We start from the raw sequence: 17,073 nt of genomic DNA, 5'->3' as shown, positions 1-17,073 counted from the left end.
CGCTTTTTATGCCTCGACAAACGCTCCATTTATCAGCATATAGTAGGTATCTGCCTTAATGATGTCCCCGTCTACAATCGCTGCTTTGATGTTGATAATAGGATACGTCTCTCCGTCCCAATTACCGCGCTCTACCACACAGATTGCACACCCAATCGCTCCCTTTGCCTTGCAGCCAAACCCTGCAGCAAGTGCGACTCCCGCTTTGCCCGTAGCAGACGCCGCGCCCTGGTAGCCCGTAGCAGACGCCGCGCCCTGGTTGCCCGTAGCAGACGCCGCGCCCTGGTTGCCCGTAGCAGACGCCGCGCCCTGGTAGCCCGTAGCAGACGCCGCGCCCTGGTAGCCCGTAGCAGACGCCGCGCCCTGGTTGCCCGTAGCGTGCCCACCGGGCTCTTCTTTGGCACGTGTCGTTGTATATTCAACGGCTGCTTCTACCAACCCTGCAAGGCCTATTTCGGCCACGATCTTAATCTTTGTCGATGCAACTTTTGTATCCTCACCGGATTTGCTGATTTTTCCGCTTTGCTCGACGACAGCATATCGGCTTTCTGCCGGAGCGTAATAATTGATGACGTCGAGCGGATATTCGCACGCGTGGAATCCTGTTTTGCATGCTACTGCTTCGTCCGTCTCATATTCTTTTCCAACTTCATATTGAAATCCTCTGCATTGCATGTTTGCGTCCATACCTTTGTAATTCATGCGCTTCATCCTTTCTCTTCGTTGAAATAACGAATATTTCGGGCCTCCTTATGAGGGTCATAAACGATTATTCTCCTGATCTCTCAAAATCCTCTGATGAATCCCCGTGATGTCCTCCAGAGTGTCCCATAGCGTAAAGTCGCCTGTTCTGTCGCCAGCTTCGATCTGCTGATAGTATCTCAGGCTAATTCCCAGCTTGTCCGCCATGGCCTGCTGGGTCAGCCCAACCGCTTTTCTTGCCTTCCGCAGGTTCTCTCTCACGCTGTAAGCGCCTCCTCCCATCTCTCAGCCGCCCCGATCACCTTCTCTGCATACTCCCGATCTCCGGTGTCGTGGCCTGCGTTGTACGCCGTCAGGGCCGCGCCTGTGTCTCCGTAGCGGTCCAACAAGCTCCCAAGGTACTCCGTGCCCGTCCGGATGTTTTCTCCCGCAGTGAGGCCGCTGGGAAAGTACTCCGGGTTAAGCTGCATGAGTCCATAGCAGCCCGCAGGGCTCACCGCGTCCACGTCAAACCCGCTCTCCACCTCGATCACGCCAAGCGCAAGCGGCACCTCTACGCCGCTCTCCTCGCAGGCATCCAGCAGGACTATGTACAGCTCGTCCGATAATGGAGTGGGATTGATAAACTCTGCCTCTAATAGCTCCCGTACCAACACAGGCCCGCCGGGGTGCTTGTCCAGCGTGTGGGCGATGGCCGGGCCCGCGTCCAGCGCGTGGACCCCGCAGCAGGCCGCTAGGTAGATGGCTGGGATCAGCGCCAGAAGAGCCAGATCGCGACGGGGGATCATACTTTGTAACCCCCAATTGCAAGCCAATCCTCTGGGCTCACCTTAATGGCATGGGATACTTTCCGGGCCATATCCAGTGTCATCACGCCGGGGTCCCGTTTATAGTTAATAATGGCGTTTCTGCTGATTCCGAGGGATTTACAGAGTACTTGGTCCTGGATACCCGTATCTACTCTATGCCGCCGGAGCGCCACAGCCAGGACCTCGTTACACTTTTTGGTCTGCTCTGCCTCCCGTCCCTCACTGGTGAGCGGCCTTATCTTCGGCATTGTGCTTCCTCCTTTCCGCTTGTCCCCCCTCCCGCCGCGTGGTATGATTTATGCGGTGGAAGGAGGTGGTTTTTGTGGATAAACCTATTTGCCCGCTGAGTTTAATCAACGGGAACCCCAAAATATGCAATGCAGGGTGCAAATTCTGCGCCGAGAATGGGGACTGCTACTTAGTTGCCCTTATTCGCAGAAAGGCCACGGAGCGCTGATCAGCCTTGTCATCGCGTCTGTCAGCGCACATAGCTCCTGCGCCGTTGTTACCTCTTGCGCGGAACGCTCGGAAAGTAGCTGCAACTGCCTTTCGAGCGTTTCTCTTACCTGGATGCTATCCATGCTTTCCCTCCTTTCTGGTTGTCCATTCCCCCGCCCTGTGGTAGAATGTGGGCAAAGGGGGGATTATGGTGAGGCATAGTATTTTGTGCGAGTATACAATAGGGACTTCCGCCTGGGATTCCCTTTCAAAAAATGATTACATTGCTATTGCTGAATGGATTGCGGCCAACTGTGAGCCGGTACTTAAAAAGTATGTTTCCTGTACCATTACTGTTGACTTCAATAACGGCGGAGAATCGGAATATAGCATTGAAGATTTTTCAAGGTATTTTTCCAGCAAAACACCTTATCGGCAAATTGGGATAGGATTATATTCGGGAGATTTGTGCCTCACTTGTACAATTTACTGCCGTGATACGAATCGACACATATATGCCGCAGGCTCTGGCCTTACATTGCCGGAACTAGAGGATTTGGCGGACAATCTAAAGCAATATGTTGAACAGCTTTACAAGAGACACGAATCGCAGGAAATCCCTGTAGCACCGGTTTCAGAAATTCAAAATTATGGCCAAGATGAACCAAACAAAGCCCATTCCACCGAAAGCCAAAGCGATACCGGCAAGAAGTTTTACAAGAACCCCGTCTTTTGGGCTGCAGCTATCGTTATTGTCACTGTGCTCCTTTGGGCTATTGACCGTTTTATCCTTGGAAAGTAGCACAGGAAGCGCCGCACAAAAAAGAGACGCAAGTGCGCATAAATAGGCCAGAACGAGCCCTGCCTCTATCCAAATGGCGTCCATTCTTCCCTCTCCTTTCTAACTGGCGTATTGGTCGCCGTCAGCGCCATCCCTACTCGTCTTGCCCACCATGGCTGCTACGCCTTCCGCATAGCCGAGCAGGTATTCCTTTTTCTCGTCCGGCAGAGCCTTTGTTGCCTCTGCCAGCGCTTTTGCAATCTTCTTCTCTTTTTCGGACACGGTTGTCACCTCCTTTTTCGCCGCTCTGATCTCGCTCTTCGCCTTCTTCGTCACGCTTCTTGCAAATCTGGATAAAATCATACAGAACTGGTCGACTTTCGTTTCTCTTCTCGGTTTGTAATCACGCCCACATCTCGTCCGTCAATGCTTACGCTATTGCAGAGTAAGCTGAGCCTCAAAACGCCCGCACAACGTGTGCTTTGCTTAAATGAAAACGACTGGCATTTGTCGTGCATTGGGACGCCGTCAACATAAATCTCTGCCGTTCCGCCGTGCGTAATGATTTTTACATCGCTCACGGTCCTCCCCCTCCTTTCTAACTCACCTGGTGGGCATCGGCGACTTGCCCCCGCCTTCACGCTGTGGTATGATTTAGGGGGAAGTGGGTGATGTCTTGAAGAAAATTAAAAGTAAAGTCAAAGGTTTCCTGTATAGAAATCGAAGGTATCAGGCCGTGAGGCGTGAGGGTCTAAATGTTCTCGTGGAGACCGAAAGCTCAAGATTCAGACGAGCCGAACGGCGGGAAAAAATCAACATGTTTCTCACCTTCGTATCTGCCGTCGCCGCTGTCGTCGCCGCGATATTTGCCACCCTCTCTTACATTAATGCGTAAGGGCACGCATTCTCCGCATACACAATGGAATGTACCCGTAGAATCACGTCCGCAATCTGGACTCGCTATGCGAAAGCACCATATGTATCGTTCTCTTTTCACGATTCCCCCTCCTTTCTTTTGTTGTCTATGCGATTATAATACACTCCATCGCGATAGATGTCAAGCATTATTTTATTGACAACGCGATTTTTTTATGGTAAAGTCTTAGCAGGAAGAAGGTGCAAATATGAATGAGCGTATAAAAGAACTGCGCAAGGCCCTCGGCCTCACGCAGCAGGACTTTGCGGATAGAATTGGTTCAGTCCAAAATACTATTACGGGGTATGAAACGGGACGCCGCGCCCCATCCAATCAAGTTGTTGCCCTCATCTGCCGCGAGTTCAACGTCAACGAGAACTGGCTCCGCACCGGAGAGGGGCAGATGTTCATACAGGTATCCAGAGACGAGGAAATTGCCGCGTTTATTGGCGATGTCTTGAGCGGAGAAACCGGAGACTTCCGCCGAAGGCTAATCTCCGTGTTGGCGCGCCTGGATACAGACCAGTGGGAACTGCTGGAACACATAGCCGAGGAACTGGCCCAAATAGAAAAAGAGGGGGCCGAGCAGTAACGCCCGGTCCCCTCCTGGTATTAGCCGATCAGCTTCTTGATAAATTGATATGCGATACGCAGTTTCCTATCGTCCAGTTTCCAGAGCAACGCTTGGATTTCGTCCATTATGCTTTCTCTGGTCATGGCTGATGTACTCCCTTCCACGGGAGCGCTTCCGTTGTTTTGAGCTCTACCTAATTTTACCACGCTACACTTATTTTTGTCACTGGCAATTCTTTCCTCCATCGCGTCCTCCGATCTCCCGCAACCCTTGTCAGTGACTTCATAATAGTACGTTTGTTCTATTCAGTCAACCCGGAAAAGTTGCCAAATTTCAACGTGCATTTTCTGTATTTTGACAAATTTCACACACTTGCGGGATAGTACGGATTATGGGACAGCACCACCGAAAGGAGCTAAAATATGCTGGAAGAAAAAGACCTACAGGCAATCGCGCAGCTCATGGACCAAAAACTGGCGCAGCAGAAGCGGGAGATCATGCAGGAGGTGGGCGTTCTGATCGAGAACGAGGTCACGCCCAGGTTCAACTTGCTGGCCGAGGGACAGGAGGATATCCTGCGTCGAATGCCCAACGAAGATGATATGGATATCATTGACGGTCGCCTGACCACCCTGGAGGCATCTGTAAAGAAGCTCAACCGCGAAGTGGCCCAGCTCAAAAAAGCACAATAAAAATGCCGCCCCCGGTGCTGGCACACCAGGAGCGGCGGGAAGGTGTAGACCACAGAGCAGCGGCTACCCTTCTATTTTATCAGATAGGAGGATTTTGTCAATGAAAACCAGATTGCCCACGCCGCAACGTCTTCCGTCCGGGCAGTACAGATGCCAAGTGATGGTGGCCGGGAAGCGGGTCAGCGTCGTTGACGCCGACCCGGATGTGTGCCAGGCAAAGGCGGTTGCCATGAGGGCGGGTCTAATCGAGCAATCAGAAACGCCGAAGGACCGTATCACACTGGACGCGGCAATCAGCAAATACATCGAAGATCGGCGTGCCGTTCTCTCCCCTGCTACCATCATGGGATATAGGGGGATACAAAAAAACCGTTTTAGGCCGCTGATGAAGACCCGTATACGGGATATTGACAAAGCTGCCCTGCAAAAGGCGATCAGCGACGACGCAAAAACATGCTCCGCCAAGACGTTGAAGAATGCTATAGGCTTGGTTGCAGCAGTCCTGTCGGATTACAAGGAGATTAATACAAGGGGGCTTAAATACCCTCAAAGGGTTAAAAAGGAGCACGCATATTTAGATGCTTCCCAAATCGTTGAGCTTATCACCGCCTGTCAAGGAAACATTGCCGAGCTTCCGATTCTATTGGCAGTGTGGTTGGGCCTCCGGCGATCAGAAATTATGGGGCTCCAATGGGAGTCCATCGATTTCGACGGGAAAAAAATAAAAATTGAACACGCTTTAGTGCCAAACGAGGACGGGGAATACGTGGAGAAGAGCGAACTCAAAAACGCTTCTTCTCGGCGTGTACTTTCCTGCCCCGAGTATATTCTGGCAAAGTTGGATTCATATCAACCGGATATTTCAAAGCGCAGCGGCAGGGTTTTTAAGATGGACCCCAGCGTGATCTACAATAACCTCAAAAAAATTTCTGAGCGCTCTGGTATCCCGTTTGTGGGAGTGCACGGATTGCGCCACACAAATGCCTCTGTCATGCTCTCCCTCGGCATCGTCGATAAAATCGCCATGAAGCGCGGAGGATGGGCTACGGACAATACCATGAAATCAGTATACCAGCACGTCTTTTCGTCCGATAGGGACACTGCTGATGATATGATAAACGCCTATTTTGAGTCCATCGTGGACGACGCAAATAAAAAATTTGCACACGAAATTACACATGCAAATATCTAAATCCTTTTATATCAATGGGTATAGGCGTTTTTCATATGGGTTCGATTCCCTTCACCTGCTCCACGTCGGAGCAAAGTCCGCTTTGCTCCGACGTTTTTTGTCTATGGCAAAAACGTCATCCGCCCGCTCCCTTGCTCCTCCGTTTCAAACCGAACCCGCTGTTGCTGGGCTTCGGTTTGGGGCCGCCGCTTCGCGGCGGTTTTACCTTTTTACGCGGAAATATCGCTTTTAACCGTCCCCTCCATTTTGCGATCTTGAAATATTATATCCGGCAGATATCAAAGTCAATCACCCTTCGCGATTAGAACTGGACTGTAAGCCTATACACACTTTTTCGGTGTGCATAGGCTTATTTTTTGTTCCGATACCCGGAAAGCAGGATAAGAAAGGAATTATAGATCAGCGGCAGCAACTTTTTTACGTCGGTCCTGTCTTTTGTAAGCACCAATATTGACGATATTTCGTGCTAATGATACTTTATGCGCAGTCGCAAAATTCCAAGCGGATTTTGCCGTTGCATTCCTTGTATTTACTGCAATGCTCGCTCTGTGGTGCTATCTTGGATTTGCGCTGGCAAATTACCCGTGTGTTAAGGAAAAAATTGCACGTTATCAGCACATCCTTGTTCCATTCCTTCTGATGGCTCTGGGGGGCTGGTATTCTCGCAAAAAATCATATATAGTACATCAGGAAGAGGCCGCCAGAAATTTTCTGGACGCCTGCGCTTCCCTGTTTTAAAAAATAGGCCGTGAATACCCCGCGGCCAGCAAATTTTTTCTTGACAGGCGGCAGGATCAGTTGTATGATGATTGCAAATTTAATAAGCTAAACCGATGATGTGAAGATAACGTCTGTTGTGCCCTTACAGAGAGTCCGGGCGGCTGAGAGCCGGATAGAACGCAGGCAGGCAAATGGATCACGGAGGGCGCGAGGAACAGCCGAAGGGCTCAGTATTTCGCGATGTGTGGGCATACATCAGTTGCCGGGGATATGTTGGTATCCCGCAAAGCGCACGGCGTACAGCCGTGAATCAAGGTGGCACCGCGAGTGTGATAACGCTCGTCCTTGACAGTTTTATGTCAGGGACGGGCGTTTTGTTTTTCAACCGTCCCGATGAAGGAGGTCAGGCATAATGTATTACCCAACCTTGGAGGAAGCCAGACAGATTGCCGGGACGGGGGATTTTCGAAGCATTCCCATTACCCGGGAAATTCTCTCCGACTTTACCACCCCTATTCAGGCCATGCGGATCCTGCGTACCGAGAGCAGCCACTGCTTTTTGCTGGAATCCGCGGCGGACAGCGCGCAGTGGGGCCGATATACCTTTCTGGGCTTTGACCCCACGCTGGAGGTCACCTGTGCCGACGGAATTCTTCGGCTGAAGCGGAGGACACAAACTGCAGAGGCCCCCGCTTCACACCCGGGCGGCACGCTGCGCAGGCTTTTGGCGGAACATAAAAGTCCCAGACTCCCGGGGCTGCCCCCGTTCACCGGCGGACTGGTGGGGTATTTCTCCTATGATTACATCAAATACGCCGAGCCCTCCCTGCATTTGAACGCCGAGGATCAAGAGGGCTTTCACGACATGGATCTGATGCTCTTTGAAAAAATCATCGCCTTCGATAACTTCCGGCAAAAGCTGGTGCTGATCGTCAATGCGGATGTCGGAGACCTGGATCACTCCTACCCCGCCGCCTGTGCGGAACTGGACCGCATCGACGCCCTGCTTCACAGCGGCAATCTCCTCCCCAGCCGCCCCGCCCATCTGACCACCCCTTTGCGTCCCCTATTCGACCAGGCATCCTACTGCGCAATGGTGGAACGGGTCAAACAGTACATCCGTGAGGGAGATATCTTCCAGGTCGTGCTCTCCAACCGCCTAGAGGCCGGTTTTGAAGGGTCCCTTCTGGATACCTACCGTATCCTACGCACGGAAAATCCCTCTCCCTACATGTTTTACTTTACAAGCGATGACATCGAGCTGGCCGGTGCCTCTCCAGAAACCCTGGTAAAGCTGGAGAACGGCATCCTCCATACCTTTCCGCTGGCCGGCACCCGCCCCCGGGGCAGGACTGCCGAAGAGGACCTTGCTCTGGAGACGGAGCTGCTTGCCGATGAGAAGGAGCTGGCGGAGCACAACATGCTGGTGGATCTGGGCAGAAACGACATTGGCAGGATTAGCCGATTCGGCACCGTGGAAGTGGAGCGATACCTGTCTGTCGAGCGTTTTTCTCATGTGATGCACATCGGCTCCACCGTTCGGGGGGTGCTTCGCGAGGATAGAGACGCGGTGGACGCAGTGGACGCCATTCTGCCCGCCGGGACGCTCTCCGGCGCGCCCAAGCTGCGGGCCTGTGAGATCATCAATGAGCTGGAGAACAACAAGCGGGGCGTCTATGGAGGCGCCATCGGCTATCTTGACTTCACCGGCAATATGGATACCTGTATCGCCATCCGCCTGGCCTTCCAAAAAAACGGGAAAGTGTTTATCCGGTCCGGTGCGGGTATTGTGGCAGATTCCGTTCCGGAGAAGGAGTACTTGGAATGTATCAATAAAGCCAAGGCTGTGGTAAAGGCGCTGGAGCTGGCGCAGAAGGAGGCCGACCTATGATTTTGCTGGTCGATAACTATGACAGCTTTTCCTACAATCTCTATCAGCTCGTCGGCAGCCTCAACCCCGACATTTGGGTGGTGCGCAACGATGAGTTGAGTGTGGAAGAGATCCGCCGCTTGTCCCCCAGCCATTTGATCCTCTCCCCCGGCCCCGGTCGGCCGGCGGAGGCCGGCGTCTGCGAGGCGGCTGTGCGGGAGTTGGCGGGCAGCATCCCCCTTCTCGGCGTCTGTCTGGGGCATCAGGCCATCTGTGAGGCTTTCGGCGGTGCAGTGTCCTACGCCGGGCATCTCATGCATGGAAAGCAGTCCCAGTTGACCCTGTCCACGGACTGTCCTCTTTTCCGCGGTCTCCCCGCAGTCATTCCAGCAGCCCGATATCATTCTCTCTCCGCCGTGGAGGAGCGTCTGCCTGACTGTCTGCGTGTCACGGCCCGTTCGGAGGACCAGGAGATCATGGCGGTCCAGCACAGAGTTTATCCCATTTATGGCCTGCAATTTCACCCTGAATCGATCCTGACGCCCCAGGGCGCTGTCATTTTAAAAAATTTTTTGGAGGGATAGCACCATGATCAGAGAAGCCATTATACAGCTTGCCGCCAGGCAGGACCTTTCCTATGATACCGCCGCCGCCGTCATGGATGAGATCATGAGCGGCCAGGCCAGCCAGATCCAGATGGCCTCCTTTCTGACCGCTCTGGCCATCAAGGGAGAGACCATCGACGAGATCACTGCCTGTGCCGCCGGGATGCGGGCCCACTGTGTGCGTCTACTCCACGACGTGGACGCGCTCGAGATCGTGGGGACCGGAGGTGATGGGGCCAATTCGTTCAACATCTCTACCACCTCTGCTTTCGTTATCGCCGCCGGAGGCGTGCCGGTGGCCAAGCACGGAAATCGCGCCGCTTCTTCCAAATGCGGTGCCGCCGATGTGCTGGAGTCCCTTGGCGTTGACATCACACTGGCGCCGGAGCACAGCGCCCGGCTCCTGGCCGAACAGAACTTCTGTTTCCTGTTCGCACAGAACTACCATATCTCCATGAAGTATGTGGCCCCAGTACGCAAAGAGCTGGGCATCCGTACGGTATTCAATATTCTGGGCCCCCTGTCCAACCCGGCCGGCGCCAACCGGGAACTGATGGGCGTATATGACGAGGCCCTTGTGGAGCCACTGGCCCAGGTCATGAGTAAGCTCGGGGTTACCCGCGGTATGGTCGTGTACGGTCAGGATAAGCTGGACGAGATCTCCATGAGCGCGACCACCTCCGTGTGCGAGATCAAAGACGGTTGGTTCCAGTCCTATGAGCTGAGCCCCGAGCAGTTCGGCTATGCCCGGTGCGGAAAGGATGCGCTGACCGGCGGATCACCGGCAGAAAACGCTGCCATCACCCGCTCCATTTTGGATGGCACCGACCGTGGTGCCAAGCGCCAGGCTGTGTGCCTCAACGCAGGCGCTGCCCTGTACATTGGCGGCAAGGCGGACACCGTGACGGAGGGGGTAAAACTGGCGGAGACCCTCATCGACTCCGGCGCAGCCAAGTTGAAGCTGGAAGAGATCATCCGCCTGACCCGGGGGTGACAGGATGTCCGAGACGATTTTAGAGACCATTGCCGCCCATACCAGACGCCGGGTGGCGGCGGAGCAGGCGGAGCTGCCTCTTGCCGCGCTTGCACATATGTGTGAGTTGAGAGGCCCCGCCCAGGGACACAGATTTCTGGAGGCCCTGCGAAAGCCAGCTATGAGCTTTATCTGCGAGGTCAAAAAAGCCTCCCCCTCCAAGGGAGTCATTGACCCGGATTTTCCCTATCTGGAGATTGCCCGGGACTACGAAAAGGCCGGCGCCGACTGCATCTCCTGCCTGACAGAACCCAGATGGTTTCTGGGCTCGGATCAGATCTTCCAGGAGATCCGGTGTTCCGTCTCCCTTCCCATGCTCCGCAAGGACTTTACTATAGAGGAATATCAGCTCTATCAGGCCAAAGCGATAGGGGCGGACGGGGTGCTGCTGATCTGCGCGCTGCTGGATACCCGCACCATCGCCCGATACCTGGAGCGATGCGGAATGCTGGGGCTTACCGCTCTGGTGGAAGCCCACAACGCGGAGGAGGTTGGCTCCGCCGTTTCCGCCGGAGCCGAGATCATCGGCGTCAACAATCGCAATTTGAAGGACTTTACCGTGGACTTCGCCAATGCCGCCCGTCTGCGGGATCTGATCCCGGCGGAGGTCGTCTACGTAGCCGAAAGCGGCGTCACCAGCCCGGAGGACGTCGCCTCACTGCGGGCCATTGGCGCCGACGCAGTTCTGATTGGCGAGGCGCTGATGCGTTCTCCGGACAAAGAATCCATGCTTGCGGCCATGAAGGAGGCGGCGAAATGACAAAAATCAAAATCTGCGGCCTATACCGCCCCTGCGACATCCAATTCGTCAATGATGCGCGTCCGGACTGGTGCGGTTTTATCATCGGCTTTCCCAAAAGCCATCGAAATATGTCGCCCCATGAGGTCCGGTCCCTGCGGGCATGCCTCGCGCCGGGGATCATTCCGGTTGGAGTCTTCGTGGACCAGCCTGTGGAGCAGGTGTGCGCCCTATTGAACGACGGAACGATCTCCATTGCCCAGCTTCATGGGCACGAAGACGCCGCTTACATCGCCGCCCTGCGGGCCAGTTCTCCCGGCCACGCGGTCTGGAAAGCCTTCAAAATACGTTCCCTGGATGATTTGGACGCCGCCAATGCCTCTTCTGCGGATCTGGTGCTGTTGGACAACGGCTATGGCACCGGCAGGACCTTCGACTGGTCGCTGGCCGGCGGGGTAAATCGCCCCTTTCTGCTGGCGGGTGGCCTGGCACCGGACAATATCCCGGAGGCCGTCGCCGCCCTTCACCCTTACGGGGTGGATATCTCCAGCGGCGTGGAGATCGGTGGCCAGAAGGACCGGGGCAAGATACTGGCGGCGGTCAGCGCCGCAAGGAGGAACGAAACATGATGTCAAAAGGACGCTTCGGCATCCACGGCGGGCAGTATCTGCCCGAAACGCTGATGAATGCCGTCATTGAGCTGGAGGAGGCCTACCGTCGCTACAGGGAGGACCCGGACTTTAACCGGGACCTCTCCGAACTGTTCTGCGAATACGCCGGGCGGCCCTCCCGTCTGTACTTTGCCAAACGCATGACGGCGGACCTGGGGGGCGCCAAAATCTATCTCAAGCGCGAGGACCTGAACCACACCGGAGCCCACAAGATCAACAATGTGCTGGGACAGGCGCTTCTGGCCCAGAGAATGGGGAAGGCCCGGCTGATCGCCGAGACGGGCGCGGGGCAACACGGTGTGGCCACCGCCACCGCCGCCGCGCTTCTGGGGATGGAATGTGTGGTATTTATGGGTGAGGAGGACACAAAACGCCAGGCGCTCAATGTCTATAAGATGCGACTGTTGGGCGCAGAGGTGGTCCCTGTCTCCACCGGAACCGCCACCCTGAAGGATGCGGTCTCCGAGGCCATGCGGGAGTGGACCGGACGCATCAGCGATACCCACTACTGCCTGGGCTCCGTGATGGGGCCCCACCCCTTCCCCACCATAGTGCGTGATTTTCAGTCTGTCATCTCCAGGGAAATCAAGCAGCAGCTTCTGGAAAAGGAGGGGAAGCTCCCCGATGCCGTCATCGCCTGTGTGGGCGGAGGTTCCAACGCCATCGGGGCCTTCTACCACTTCATCGGCGACGCCTCGGTCCGGCTCATTGGCTGCGAGGCCGCCGGGCGGGGCGTGGATACGCCGGATACCGCCGCCACCATCGCCACGGGGCGGCTGGGCATCTTCCACGGTATGAAATCCTACTTCTGCCAGGATGCCTATGGACAGATCGCACCGGTCTACTCTATCTCCGCTGGCCTGGATTATCCCGGCGTCGGGCCGGAGCACGCCTGGCTCCACGACACCGGCCGTGCGGAATACGTGCCCATCACCGATAACGAGGCCGTGGATGCTTTTGAATACCTCTCACGCCTGGAGGGCATCATACCCGCCATTGAGTCCGCCCATGCGGTGGCCTATGCCAGGAAGCTGGCTCCTTCTATGGGCAGAGATCAAATCATCGTCATCAATATTTCCGGACGCGGAGACAAGGACTGCGCGTCCATCGCCCGGTACAGAGGGGAGGAGATTTCCGAATGAGCAAAATCAAGGCTGCCTTTGCAGACGGAAAGGCATTTATCCCCTTCCTCACCTGCGGCGACCCGGACCTAGAGACCACGGAAGCCCTGGTGCGCGTCATGGCAGAAGCGGGCGCCGACCTCATCGAACTCGGTATTCCCTTCTCCGACCCTACTGCAGAGGGGCCGGTCATCCAGCAGGCCAATATCCGGGCGCTCTCCGGCGGCGTTACAACCGACAAAATATTGGAAATGGCCCGGAAGCTGCGAAGCGAGATCTCCGTCCCGCTGGTCTTCATGACCTACGCCAACGTCGTCTTTTCCTACGGGACAGAACGGTTCCTCTCCGCGGCAGCCCAGGCAGGTATTGCCGGCCTGATCCTGCCGGATGTTCCCTTTGAAGAGAAGGATGAGTTTGGCCCTGCCTGCCGCAGGCACGGTCTGGAACTCATTTCCCTCATCGCCCCAACCTCGGAGGGACGTGTCGCCGAGATCGCCAAAGCGGCGGAGGGCTTCGTATACTGCGTGTCCTCCCTGGGTGTGACCGGGGTGCGCAGCCAGATCACCACGGATATCGGCGCCATGGTACGCCTGGTAAAAGCGTCCAACCCAGACATTCCATGCGCTGTGGGCTTTGGTATTTCCACTCCGGAGCAGGCACAAAAAATGGCCTTGCTCTCCGATGGAGCCATTGTCGGCAGCGCCATTGTCAAACTGGTGGCACAGTATGGCCGTGCGGCTGTCCCCTATATCCGGGAATATACTTCTGCAATGAAGGCCGCTGTCACATCGTCCCTCTGAGCGGGCGACAGTATTGGAGCCCGAATCGGTGAATTTGCAGGGTCCACCGTCTCCAACTCCGGATCCGCAGCTCCCCAACAGTATGTCCAGATTGATCGGAGGAATGGGCTATGAAAGATCCAGGCATTCCCCGAACGCCCGGCGGACTTGGCCGAGCGGCGTTCCCCATCAAGGCCAAGGGGGTAAGAATCAAGCACGGGCCCCGGATGAATTATCCGGGGCCCGTGCTCTGCGGTTATTTGGAGAGATAGACCGCCTTGATACCCTTATAGGTCATATAGCAGTCCAGCTTGGACACGGTCTCAAAGGGGGCGTGCATGGACAGCACCGGTACGCCGGCATCCAGGGTGTCAATGTCCCGATTGGCCATATAACAGGCCACCGTACCGCCGCCGCCGGCATCCACCTTGCCCAGCTCGGCCATCTGCCAGATCACACCGGCATCATCCATGATCCGCCGGACCATGGCCACCACTTCGGCGGAGGCGTCAGAAGAGCCGGATTTGCCCCTGGCCCCGGTATATTTGCAAAAACCGATGCCGTAATTGATCCGGGCGCTGTTGCGCTTCTCATAGACCTCCGGGAAGTTGGGGTCATAGGCTGCGGTCACGTCGGTAGAGAGGCAGAAGGACTTCTCATAACAGGCTTTCAGGGACACCTTTTGCGCGTCGCACAGGTCGGACATAAAGGTGTCAAAGGCCGCAGACTGCATCCCCGTGACGCCCTCTGATCCGATCTCTTCCTTGTCTGCCAGCATGCATACGGCGGTCCTGGCCGGCGTCTCCTCCAGATCCAGCAGCGCAGCCAGAGCGGCATAGGCGCACACCCGGTCATCATGGCCATAAGCGCCGATGAGAGAGCGGTCAAAGCCGATGTCCGAGGCGTGGAAGGCGGGCACGACGGACAGCTCGGCGGAAATGAAGTCCTCTTCCACAATGCCGTATTTCTGATTAAGGATGTCCATGATCGCCAACTTTACCCGCTGATCTCCCTCGTCATCCTGGAAGGGGCGGCTACCCACCAGAATGTTCAGATTCTCGCCGGGAATGGCCTCACCCAAGGGTTTCTTGCTCTGCTCCGCGCCCAGGTGGGGCAGCAGATCGTCAATGGTAAAGAGCGGGTCCCCGGCGGCGGAGCCGATGGCCACCTTAACGACGGAACCGTCTTTGAGGGCCACAACGCCGTGGAGCTCCAGAGGTATGGTGACCCACTGGTACTTGCGGATGCCTCCATAGTAATGCGTCTTGAGGAAGGCCAACTCCGCATCCTCATAGAGGGGGCTGGGCTTCAGGTCCAACCGGGGAGAGTCGATGTGGGCAGCGCCGATCTTGGCGCCCTGGTCCAGAGGCTGGCTGCCCACCACAGCCAGCATAACGGCCTTGCCCCGGTTGGAGCGGTAGACCTTGTCTCCAGGTCTGAGCTCCATGCCGCGGACCAGAGGCTTGAATCCCCGGGCCTCGGCCAGGGAAATGGCGGTATCCACCGCCTCCCGCTCCGTCATGCTGCTGTCCAGGAACTTCTTGTAGTCCTCTGAATAGGCCCTCATGGCGGACTCGTCGGCCGGGCTCAGGCAGTCATAGCCATTCTTCTGTTGATAGAGGAGCGCCTCACGGCGCTTCTCTCCCGTAGTCTTCTGCTTTTCTTCCATGGGATTCCCTCCTATTTTGCATTCAATAAACCGGCAAAAAGGGCGCGGGCACGTAGCCTGAAGGTCTCTGGCGTGTCGCCCTCGTCATTTTCCAGGATATAGTCGCAGTGAGAGCGAAAAAAATCCTCCCCCTTCTGCGCGCTTACCCGTTTGCGGGCATAGTCCTCCGGGATGCCCTCCCGGTCCATGATGCGCCGGACCCGCAGCTCCGCCGGTGCCAGCACCCCTACTACCGCGTCGCACCGCTGGCCCAAGCCGCTCTCAATGAGCGCGATGGCGTCAATGGCGGCGGCGGGCAGCCCGCTGGCCTCCGCCTCGCGGAGCTGGCGGTCGATCTCTGCGCCCACAAAGCGGTGGGTGATCGTGTTGAGATCCGCAAGCGCCTCCGGATCGTTGAAGACCAGATTTCCAAGCCTCTTACGGTCTATTGTGCCCCCTTCGCCGCAAATATGCTCGCCAAAGCGCGCGGTCAGCGCCTCCCGCAGGGAGATGCTGTTTGCCAGAAGCCCATGGTAGACCGCATCTGCATCCACAATATGGGCTCCCAAGTCGGTGAGCGCATACAGCGCGGTGGTCTTTCCCGCCCCCGTAGGGCCGGTGATGCCGATGGTTTTCACCGTCGCTCCTCCTTTGCTGCGGGATTCCCTTTTATCATAACACTACTGCATCGTCCGCGTCTACGGCGGATCCGGCAATTCTTTGTCTTTTGCACCCTCGCTATCTCCCCATTTCGTCCACATTGATAATATGGAACCCCGCCGCCTTACTCAGGCGGTTTGCCACCGCCAGGCCGATACCGGCATCATCAGGGCACTGGGCCCAAATGGCGCTCACGTCGGTATCATCGAAGGCGCGGAGGGCATCAAAAACATGGCGCGCTTGGGCCGCCTTGTCTCTGGCGGGCCCCAGCCGCTCCACCACATGGTCGGGATACTGCCCGGCAAACTCGTCGAAGCAGACCACACCGTCCCCCTCTTCCAGATGGGTCCGGATATAATCCGCCCCCCGCGCCGGATCTCCTCTGACCACGGTCACCGGGGCCTTGGGGGCGTAATGCCGATACTTCATACCCGGGGCCCGGGGGTGCTCTCCCTCCCCCATCAGGCGGCGTACCGCCTGGTCCACCGCTACTTCGCCCAAGGTCTCCCGGAGATCCTCCAATGTCACCCCGCCGGGGCGCAGAAGGCGCGGGGGCATCACAGTGAGATCGATAATGGTGGACTCCACCCCCACAGTGCAGGGGCCGCCGTCCACAATGCCGTCTATCTTCCCATCCATATCCTCCAGCATGTGCTGAGCGGTGGTAGGGCTGGGCCGCCCGGAGGTATTCCCGGACGGGGCCGCTACCGGCAGATCCGCCGCAGTGAGAATGGCTCTGCATACCGGATGGGCCGGACAGCGCATCCCCACCGTGTCCAAGCCCGCAGTCACCACATCGGGCACCATGTCTCCGCGCTCCAGAATCATAGTGAGCGGCCCGGGCCAGAAGCGGTCTGCGAGGGCATAGGCCGCATCCGGGATATTCCGGCAGTACCGCTCCAGCCACGCAGACGAAGGTATATGGAGAATGAGAGGGTTGTCCTGGGGCCGGCCCTTGGCCGCGAAAATATTCGCCACTGCCTCTGGGTCCAGTCCGTTGGCCCCCAGGCCATAGACGGTCTCCGTGGGGATACCCAGCAGACCGCCTCTCCGGATGATCTCCGCCGCCGGAACGACGTCATCCGGACCAAAACGTCTTGTGTTCAAATCGCTTCACCTGATT

22 protein-coding genes are annotated in these 17,073 nt (G+C 56.5%); 11 read left to right on the top strand and 11 right to left on the bottom strand.

The features are described 5' to 3' along the window. Positions 1 to 6 precede the first annotated feature (6 nt). The 5 genes from SRB521_RS07460 to SRB521_RS16105 form a co-directional block, all read right to left on the bottom strand. Positions 7 to 702 (bottom strand): DUF7666 domain-containing protein, encoded by a 696-nt coding sequence (locus tag SRB521_RS07460; protein ID WP_207216009.1) that lies wholly within the window; start codon positions 700 to 702, stop codon positions 7 to 9. 57 nt (positions 703 to 759) lie between these two features. Further along, positions 760 to 963 carry a helix-turn-helix transcriptional regulator gene (locus SRB521_RS07455; RefSeq protein ID WP_207216008.1) on the bottom strand — a complete coding sequence of 68 codons (204 nt, stop codon included), beginning with the start codon at positions 961 to 963 and terminating at the stop codon, positions 760 to 762. Further along, the gene (locus SRB521_RS07450) at positions 960 to 1,490 is read right to left on the bottom strand and encodes a lytic transglycosylase domain-containing protein (RefSeq protein ID WP_116722467.1); all 531 of its coding nucleotides are present in this window, start codon (positions 1,488 to 1,490) and stop codon (positions 960 to 962) included. The genes SRB521_RS07455 and SRB521_RS07450 overlap by 4 nt, the downstream gene beginning before the upstream one ends. Continuing rightward, complete coding sequence (locus tag SRB521_RS07445; RefSeq protein WP_116722466.1) at positions 1,487 to 1,759, bottom strand: helix-turn-helix domain-containing protein; 273 nt, start codon at positions 1,757 to 1,759, stop codon at positions 1,487 to 1,489. The genes SRB521_RS07450 and SRB521_RS07445 overlap by 4 nt, the downstream gene beginning before the upstream one ends. Positions 1,760 to 1,939: 180 nt before the next feature. Beyond that, positions 1,940 to 2,092 carry a hypothetical protein gene (locus tag SRB521_RS16105; RefSeq protein WP_165366597.1) on the bottom strand — a complete coding sequence of 51 codons (153 nt, stop codon included), beginning with the start codon at positions 2,090 to 2,092 and terminating at the stop codon, positions 1,940 to 1,942. A gap of 83 nt (positions 2,093 to 2,175) precedes the next feature. Between SRB521_RS16105 and SRB521_RS07440 the strand changes: the two genes are divergently transcribed. Further along, the gene (locus tag SRB521_RS07440) at positions 2,176 to 2,751 is read left to right on the top strand and encodes a hypothetical protein (RefSeq protein ID WP_129868824.1); all 576 of its coding nucleotides are present in this window, start codon (positions 2,176 to 2,178) and stop codon (positions 2,749 to 2,751) included. 99 nt (positions 2,752 to 2,850) lie between these two features. Here SRB521_RS07440 and SRB521_RS16100 read toward each other — a convergent pair whose 3' ends face one another. Beyond that, positions 2,851 to 3,093, bottom strand: a complete 243-nt coding sequence (locus tag SRB521_RS16100; RefSeq protein ID WP_116722464.1) for a hypothetical protein — start codon at positions 3,091 to 3,093, stop codon at positions 2,851 to 2,853. Further along, positions 3,090 to 3,311, bottom strand: a complete 222-nt coding sequence (locus SRB521_RS07435) for a hypothetical protein (RefSeq protein ID WP_129868823.1) — start codon at positions 3,309 to 3,311, stop codon at positions 3,090 to 3,092. The genes SRB521_RS16100 and SRB521_RS07435 overlap by 4 nt, the downstream gene beginning before the upstream one ends. Positions 3,312 to 3,854: 543 nt before the next feature. Between SRB521_RS07435 and SRB521_RS07430 the strand changes: the two genes are divergently transcribed. Further along, the gene (locus SRB521_RS07430; RefSeq protein ID WP_116722462.1) at positions 3,855 to 4,238 is read left to right on the top strand and encodes a helix-turn-helix domain-containing protein; all 384 of its coding nucleotides are present in this window, start codon (positions 3,855 to 3,857) and stop codon (positions 4,236 to 4,238) included. 20 nt (positions 4,239 to 4,258) lie between these two features. Here SRB521_RS07430 and SRB521_RS07425 read toward each other — a convergent pair whose 3' ends face one another. Next, positions 4,259 to 4,465, bottom strand: a complete 207-nt coding sequence (locus SRB521_RS07425; RefSeq protein ID WP_116722461.1) for a hypothetical protein — start codon at positions 4,463 to 4,465, stop codon at positions 4,259 to 4,261. A gap of 177 nt (positions 4,466 to 4,642) precedes the next feature. Here SRB521_RS07425 and SRB521_RS07420 point away from each other — a divergent pair, with 177 nt between their 5' ends. From SRB521_RS07420 to trpA, 9 genes are all read left to right on the top strand, one after another. After that, entirely contained in the window at positions 4,643 to 4,912 is a 270-nt protein-coding gene (locus SRB521_RS07420) for a hypothetical protein (protein ID WP_116722460.1), read from the top strand. A 100-nt stretch (positions 4,913 to 5,012) separates the two neighbouring features. Further along, entirely contained in the window at positions 5,013 to 6,104 is a 1,092-nt protein-coding gene (locus tag SRB521_RS07415) for a site-specific integrase (RefSeq protein WP_116722459.1), read from the top strand. Positions 6,105 to 7,236: 1,132 nt separating this feature from the next. Continuing rightward, complete coding sequence (locus tag SRB521_RS07405) at positions 7,237 to 8,715, top strand: anthranilate synthase component I family protein (RefSeq protein WP_116722458.1); 1,479 nt, start codon at positions 7,237 to 7,239, stop codon at positions 8,713 to 8,715. Continuing rightward, the gene (locus SRB521_RS07400; RefSeq protein ID WP_075703995.1) at positions 8,712 to 9,278 is read left to right on the top strand and encodes an anthranilate synthase component II; all 567 of its coding nucleotides are present in this window, start codon (positions 8,712 to 8,714) and stop codon (positions 9,276 to 9,278) included. The genes SRB521_RS07405 and SRB521_RS07400 overlap by 4 nt, the downstream gene beginning before the upstream one ends. A 4-nt stretch (positions 9,279 to 9,282) precedes the next feature. Next, on the top strand, positions 9,283 to 10,293 hold the full coding sequence (trpD, locus tag SRB521_RS07395) for an anthranilate phosphoribosyltransferase (RefSeq protein ID WP_075703996.1): 1,011 nt from the start codon (positions 9,283 to 9,285) through the stop codon (positions 10,291 to 10,293). A gap of 4 nt (positions 10,294 to 10,297) precedes the next feature. After that, positions 10,298 to 11,092, top strand: a complete 795-nt coding sequence (gene trpC, locus SRB521_RS07390; RefSeq protein ID WP_116722457.1) for an indole-3-glycerol phosphate synthase TrpC — start codon at positions 10,298 to 10,300, stop codon at positions 11,090 to 11,092. Beyond that, a complete protein-coding gene (locus SRB521_RS07385; protein WP_075703998.1) occupies positions 11,089 to 11,700 on the top strand; it encodes a phosphoribosylanthranilate isomerase in 612 nt (203 codons plus the stop codon). Before trpC ends, SRB521_RS07385 begins: the two co-directional genes overlap by 4 nt. Next, positions 11,700 to 12,884 (top strand): tryptophan synthase subunit beta, encoded by a 1,185-nt coding sequence (gene trpB / locus SRB521_RS07380; RefSeq protein WP_075705457.1) that lies wholly within the window; start codon positions 11,700 to 11,702, stop codon positions 12,882 to 12,884. Before SRB521_RS07385 ends, trpB begins: the two co-directional genes overlap by 1 nt. Continuing rightward, entirely contained in the window at positions 12,881 to 13,663 is a 783-nt protein-coding gene (trpA, locus tag SRB521_RS07375; protein ID WP_075703999.1) for a tryptophan synthase subunit alpha, read from the top strand. Before trpB ends, trpA begins: the two co-directional genes overlap by 4 nt. 235 nt (positions 13,664 to 13,898) lie before the next feature. Here the strand turns inward: trpA and SRB521_RS07370 are convergent, their stop codons facing one another. The 3 genes from SRB521_RS07370 to SRB521_RS07360 form a co-directional block, all read right to left on the bottom strand. Further along, a complete protein-coding gene (locus SRB521_RS07370) occupies positions 13,899 to 15,311 on the bottom strand; it encodes an aminopeptidase (RefSeq protein ID WP_058117783.1) in 1,413 nt (470 codons plus the stop codon). Positions 15,312 to 15,322: 11 nt separating this feature from the next. Then, entirely contained in the window at positions 15,323 to 15,928 is a 606-nt protein-coding gene (coaE, locus tag SRB521_RS07365) for a dephospho-CoA kinase (RefSeq protein WP_058117784.1), read from the bottom strand. A 100-nt stretch (positions 15,929 to 16,028) separates the two neighbouring features. Then, positions 16,029 to 17,057, bottom strand: coding sequence for an L-threonylcarbamoyladenylate synthase (locus tag SRB521_RS07360; protein WP_075704000.1), 1,029 nt, complete (start codon positions 17,055 to 17,057; stop codon positions 16,029 to 16,031). Positions 17,058 to 17,073: the final 16 nt, after the last annotated feature.

This window comes from Intestinimonas butyriciproducens (assembly GCF_004154955.1).
In the GTDB taxonomy this organism is placed as follows: domain Bacteria; phylum Bacillota; class Clostridia; order Oscillospirales; family Oscillospiraceae; genus Intestinimonas; species Intestinimonas butyriciproducens.
This window is presented reverse-complemented; position numbering and strand designations above follow the sequence as displayed.

Coding starts and splice junctions, on each gene's coding strand:
- SRB521_RS07445 (WP_116722466.1), bottom strand. CDS start 1,759: ATGCCGAAGATAAGGCCGCTCACCAGTGAGGGACGGGAGGCAGAGCAG.
- SRB521_RS07450 (WP_116722467.1), bottom strand. CDS start 1,490: ATGATCCCCCGTCGCGATCTGGCTCTTCTGGCGCTGATCCCAGCCATC.
- trpC (WP_116722457.1), top strand. CDS start 10,298: ATGTCCGAGACGATTTTAGAGACCATTGCCGCCCATACCAGACGCCGG.
- SRB521_RS07405 (WP_116722458.1), top strand. CDS start 7,237: ATGTATTACCCAACCTTGGAGGAAGCCAGACAGATTGCCGGGACGGGG.
- SRB521_RS07460 (WP_207216009.1), bottom strand. CDS start 702: ATGAATTACAAAGGTATGGACGCAAACATGCAATGCAGAGGATTTCAA.
- SRB521_RS07400 (WP_075703995.1), top strand. CDS start 8,712: ATGATTTTGCTGGTCGATAACTATGACAGCTTTTCCTACAATCTCTAT.
- trpA (WP_075703999.1), top strand. CDS start 12,881: ATGAGCAAAATCAAGGCTGCCTTTGCAGACGGAAAGGCATTTATCCCC.
- SRB521_RS07415 (WP_116722459.1), top strand. CDS start 5,013: ATGAAAACCAGATTGCCCACGCCGCAACGTCTTCCGTCCGGGCAGTAC.
- SRB521_RS07420 (WP_116722460.1), top strand. CDS start 4,643: ATGCTGGAAGAAAAAGACCTACAGGCAATCGCGCAGCTCATGGACCAA.
- SRB521_RS07385 (WP_075703998.1), top strand. CDS start 11,089: ATGACAAAAATCAAAATCTGCGGCCTATACCGCCCCTGCGACATCCAA.
- trpD (WP_075703996.1), top strand. CDS start 9,283: ATGATCAGAGAAGCCATTATACAGCTTGCCGCCAGGCAGGACCTTTCC.
- SRB521_RS07370 (WP_058117783.1), bottom strand. CDS start 15,311: ATGGAAGAAAAGCAGAAGACTACGGGAGAGAAGCGCCGTGAGGCGCTC.
- SRB521_RS07425 (WP_116722461.1), bottom strand. CDS start 4,465: ATGGAGGAAAGAATTGCCAGTGACAAAAATAAGTGTAGCGTGGTAAAA.
- trpB (WP_075705457.1), top strand. CDS start 11,700: ATGTCAAAAGGACGCTTCGGCATCCACGGCGGGCAGTATCTGCCCGAA.
- SRB521_RS07430 (WP_116722462.1), top strand. CDS start 3,855: ATGAATGAGCGTATAAAAGAACTGCGCAAGGCCCTCGGCCTCACGCAG.
- SRB521_RS16100 (WP_116722464.1), bottom strand. CDS start 3,093: ATGATTTTATCCAGATTTGCAAGAAGCGTGACGAAGAAGGCGAAGAGC.
- SRB521_RS16105 (WP_165366597.1), bottom strand. CDS start 2,092: ATGGATAGCATCCAGGTAAGAGAAACGCTCGAAAGGCAGTTGCAGCTA.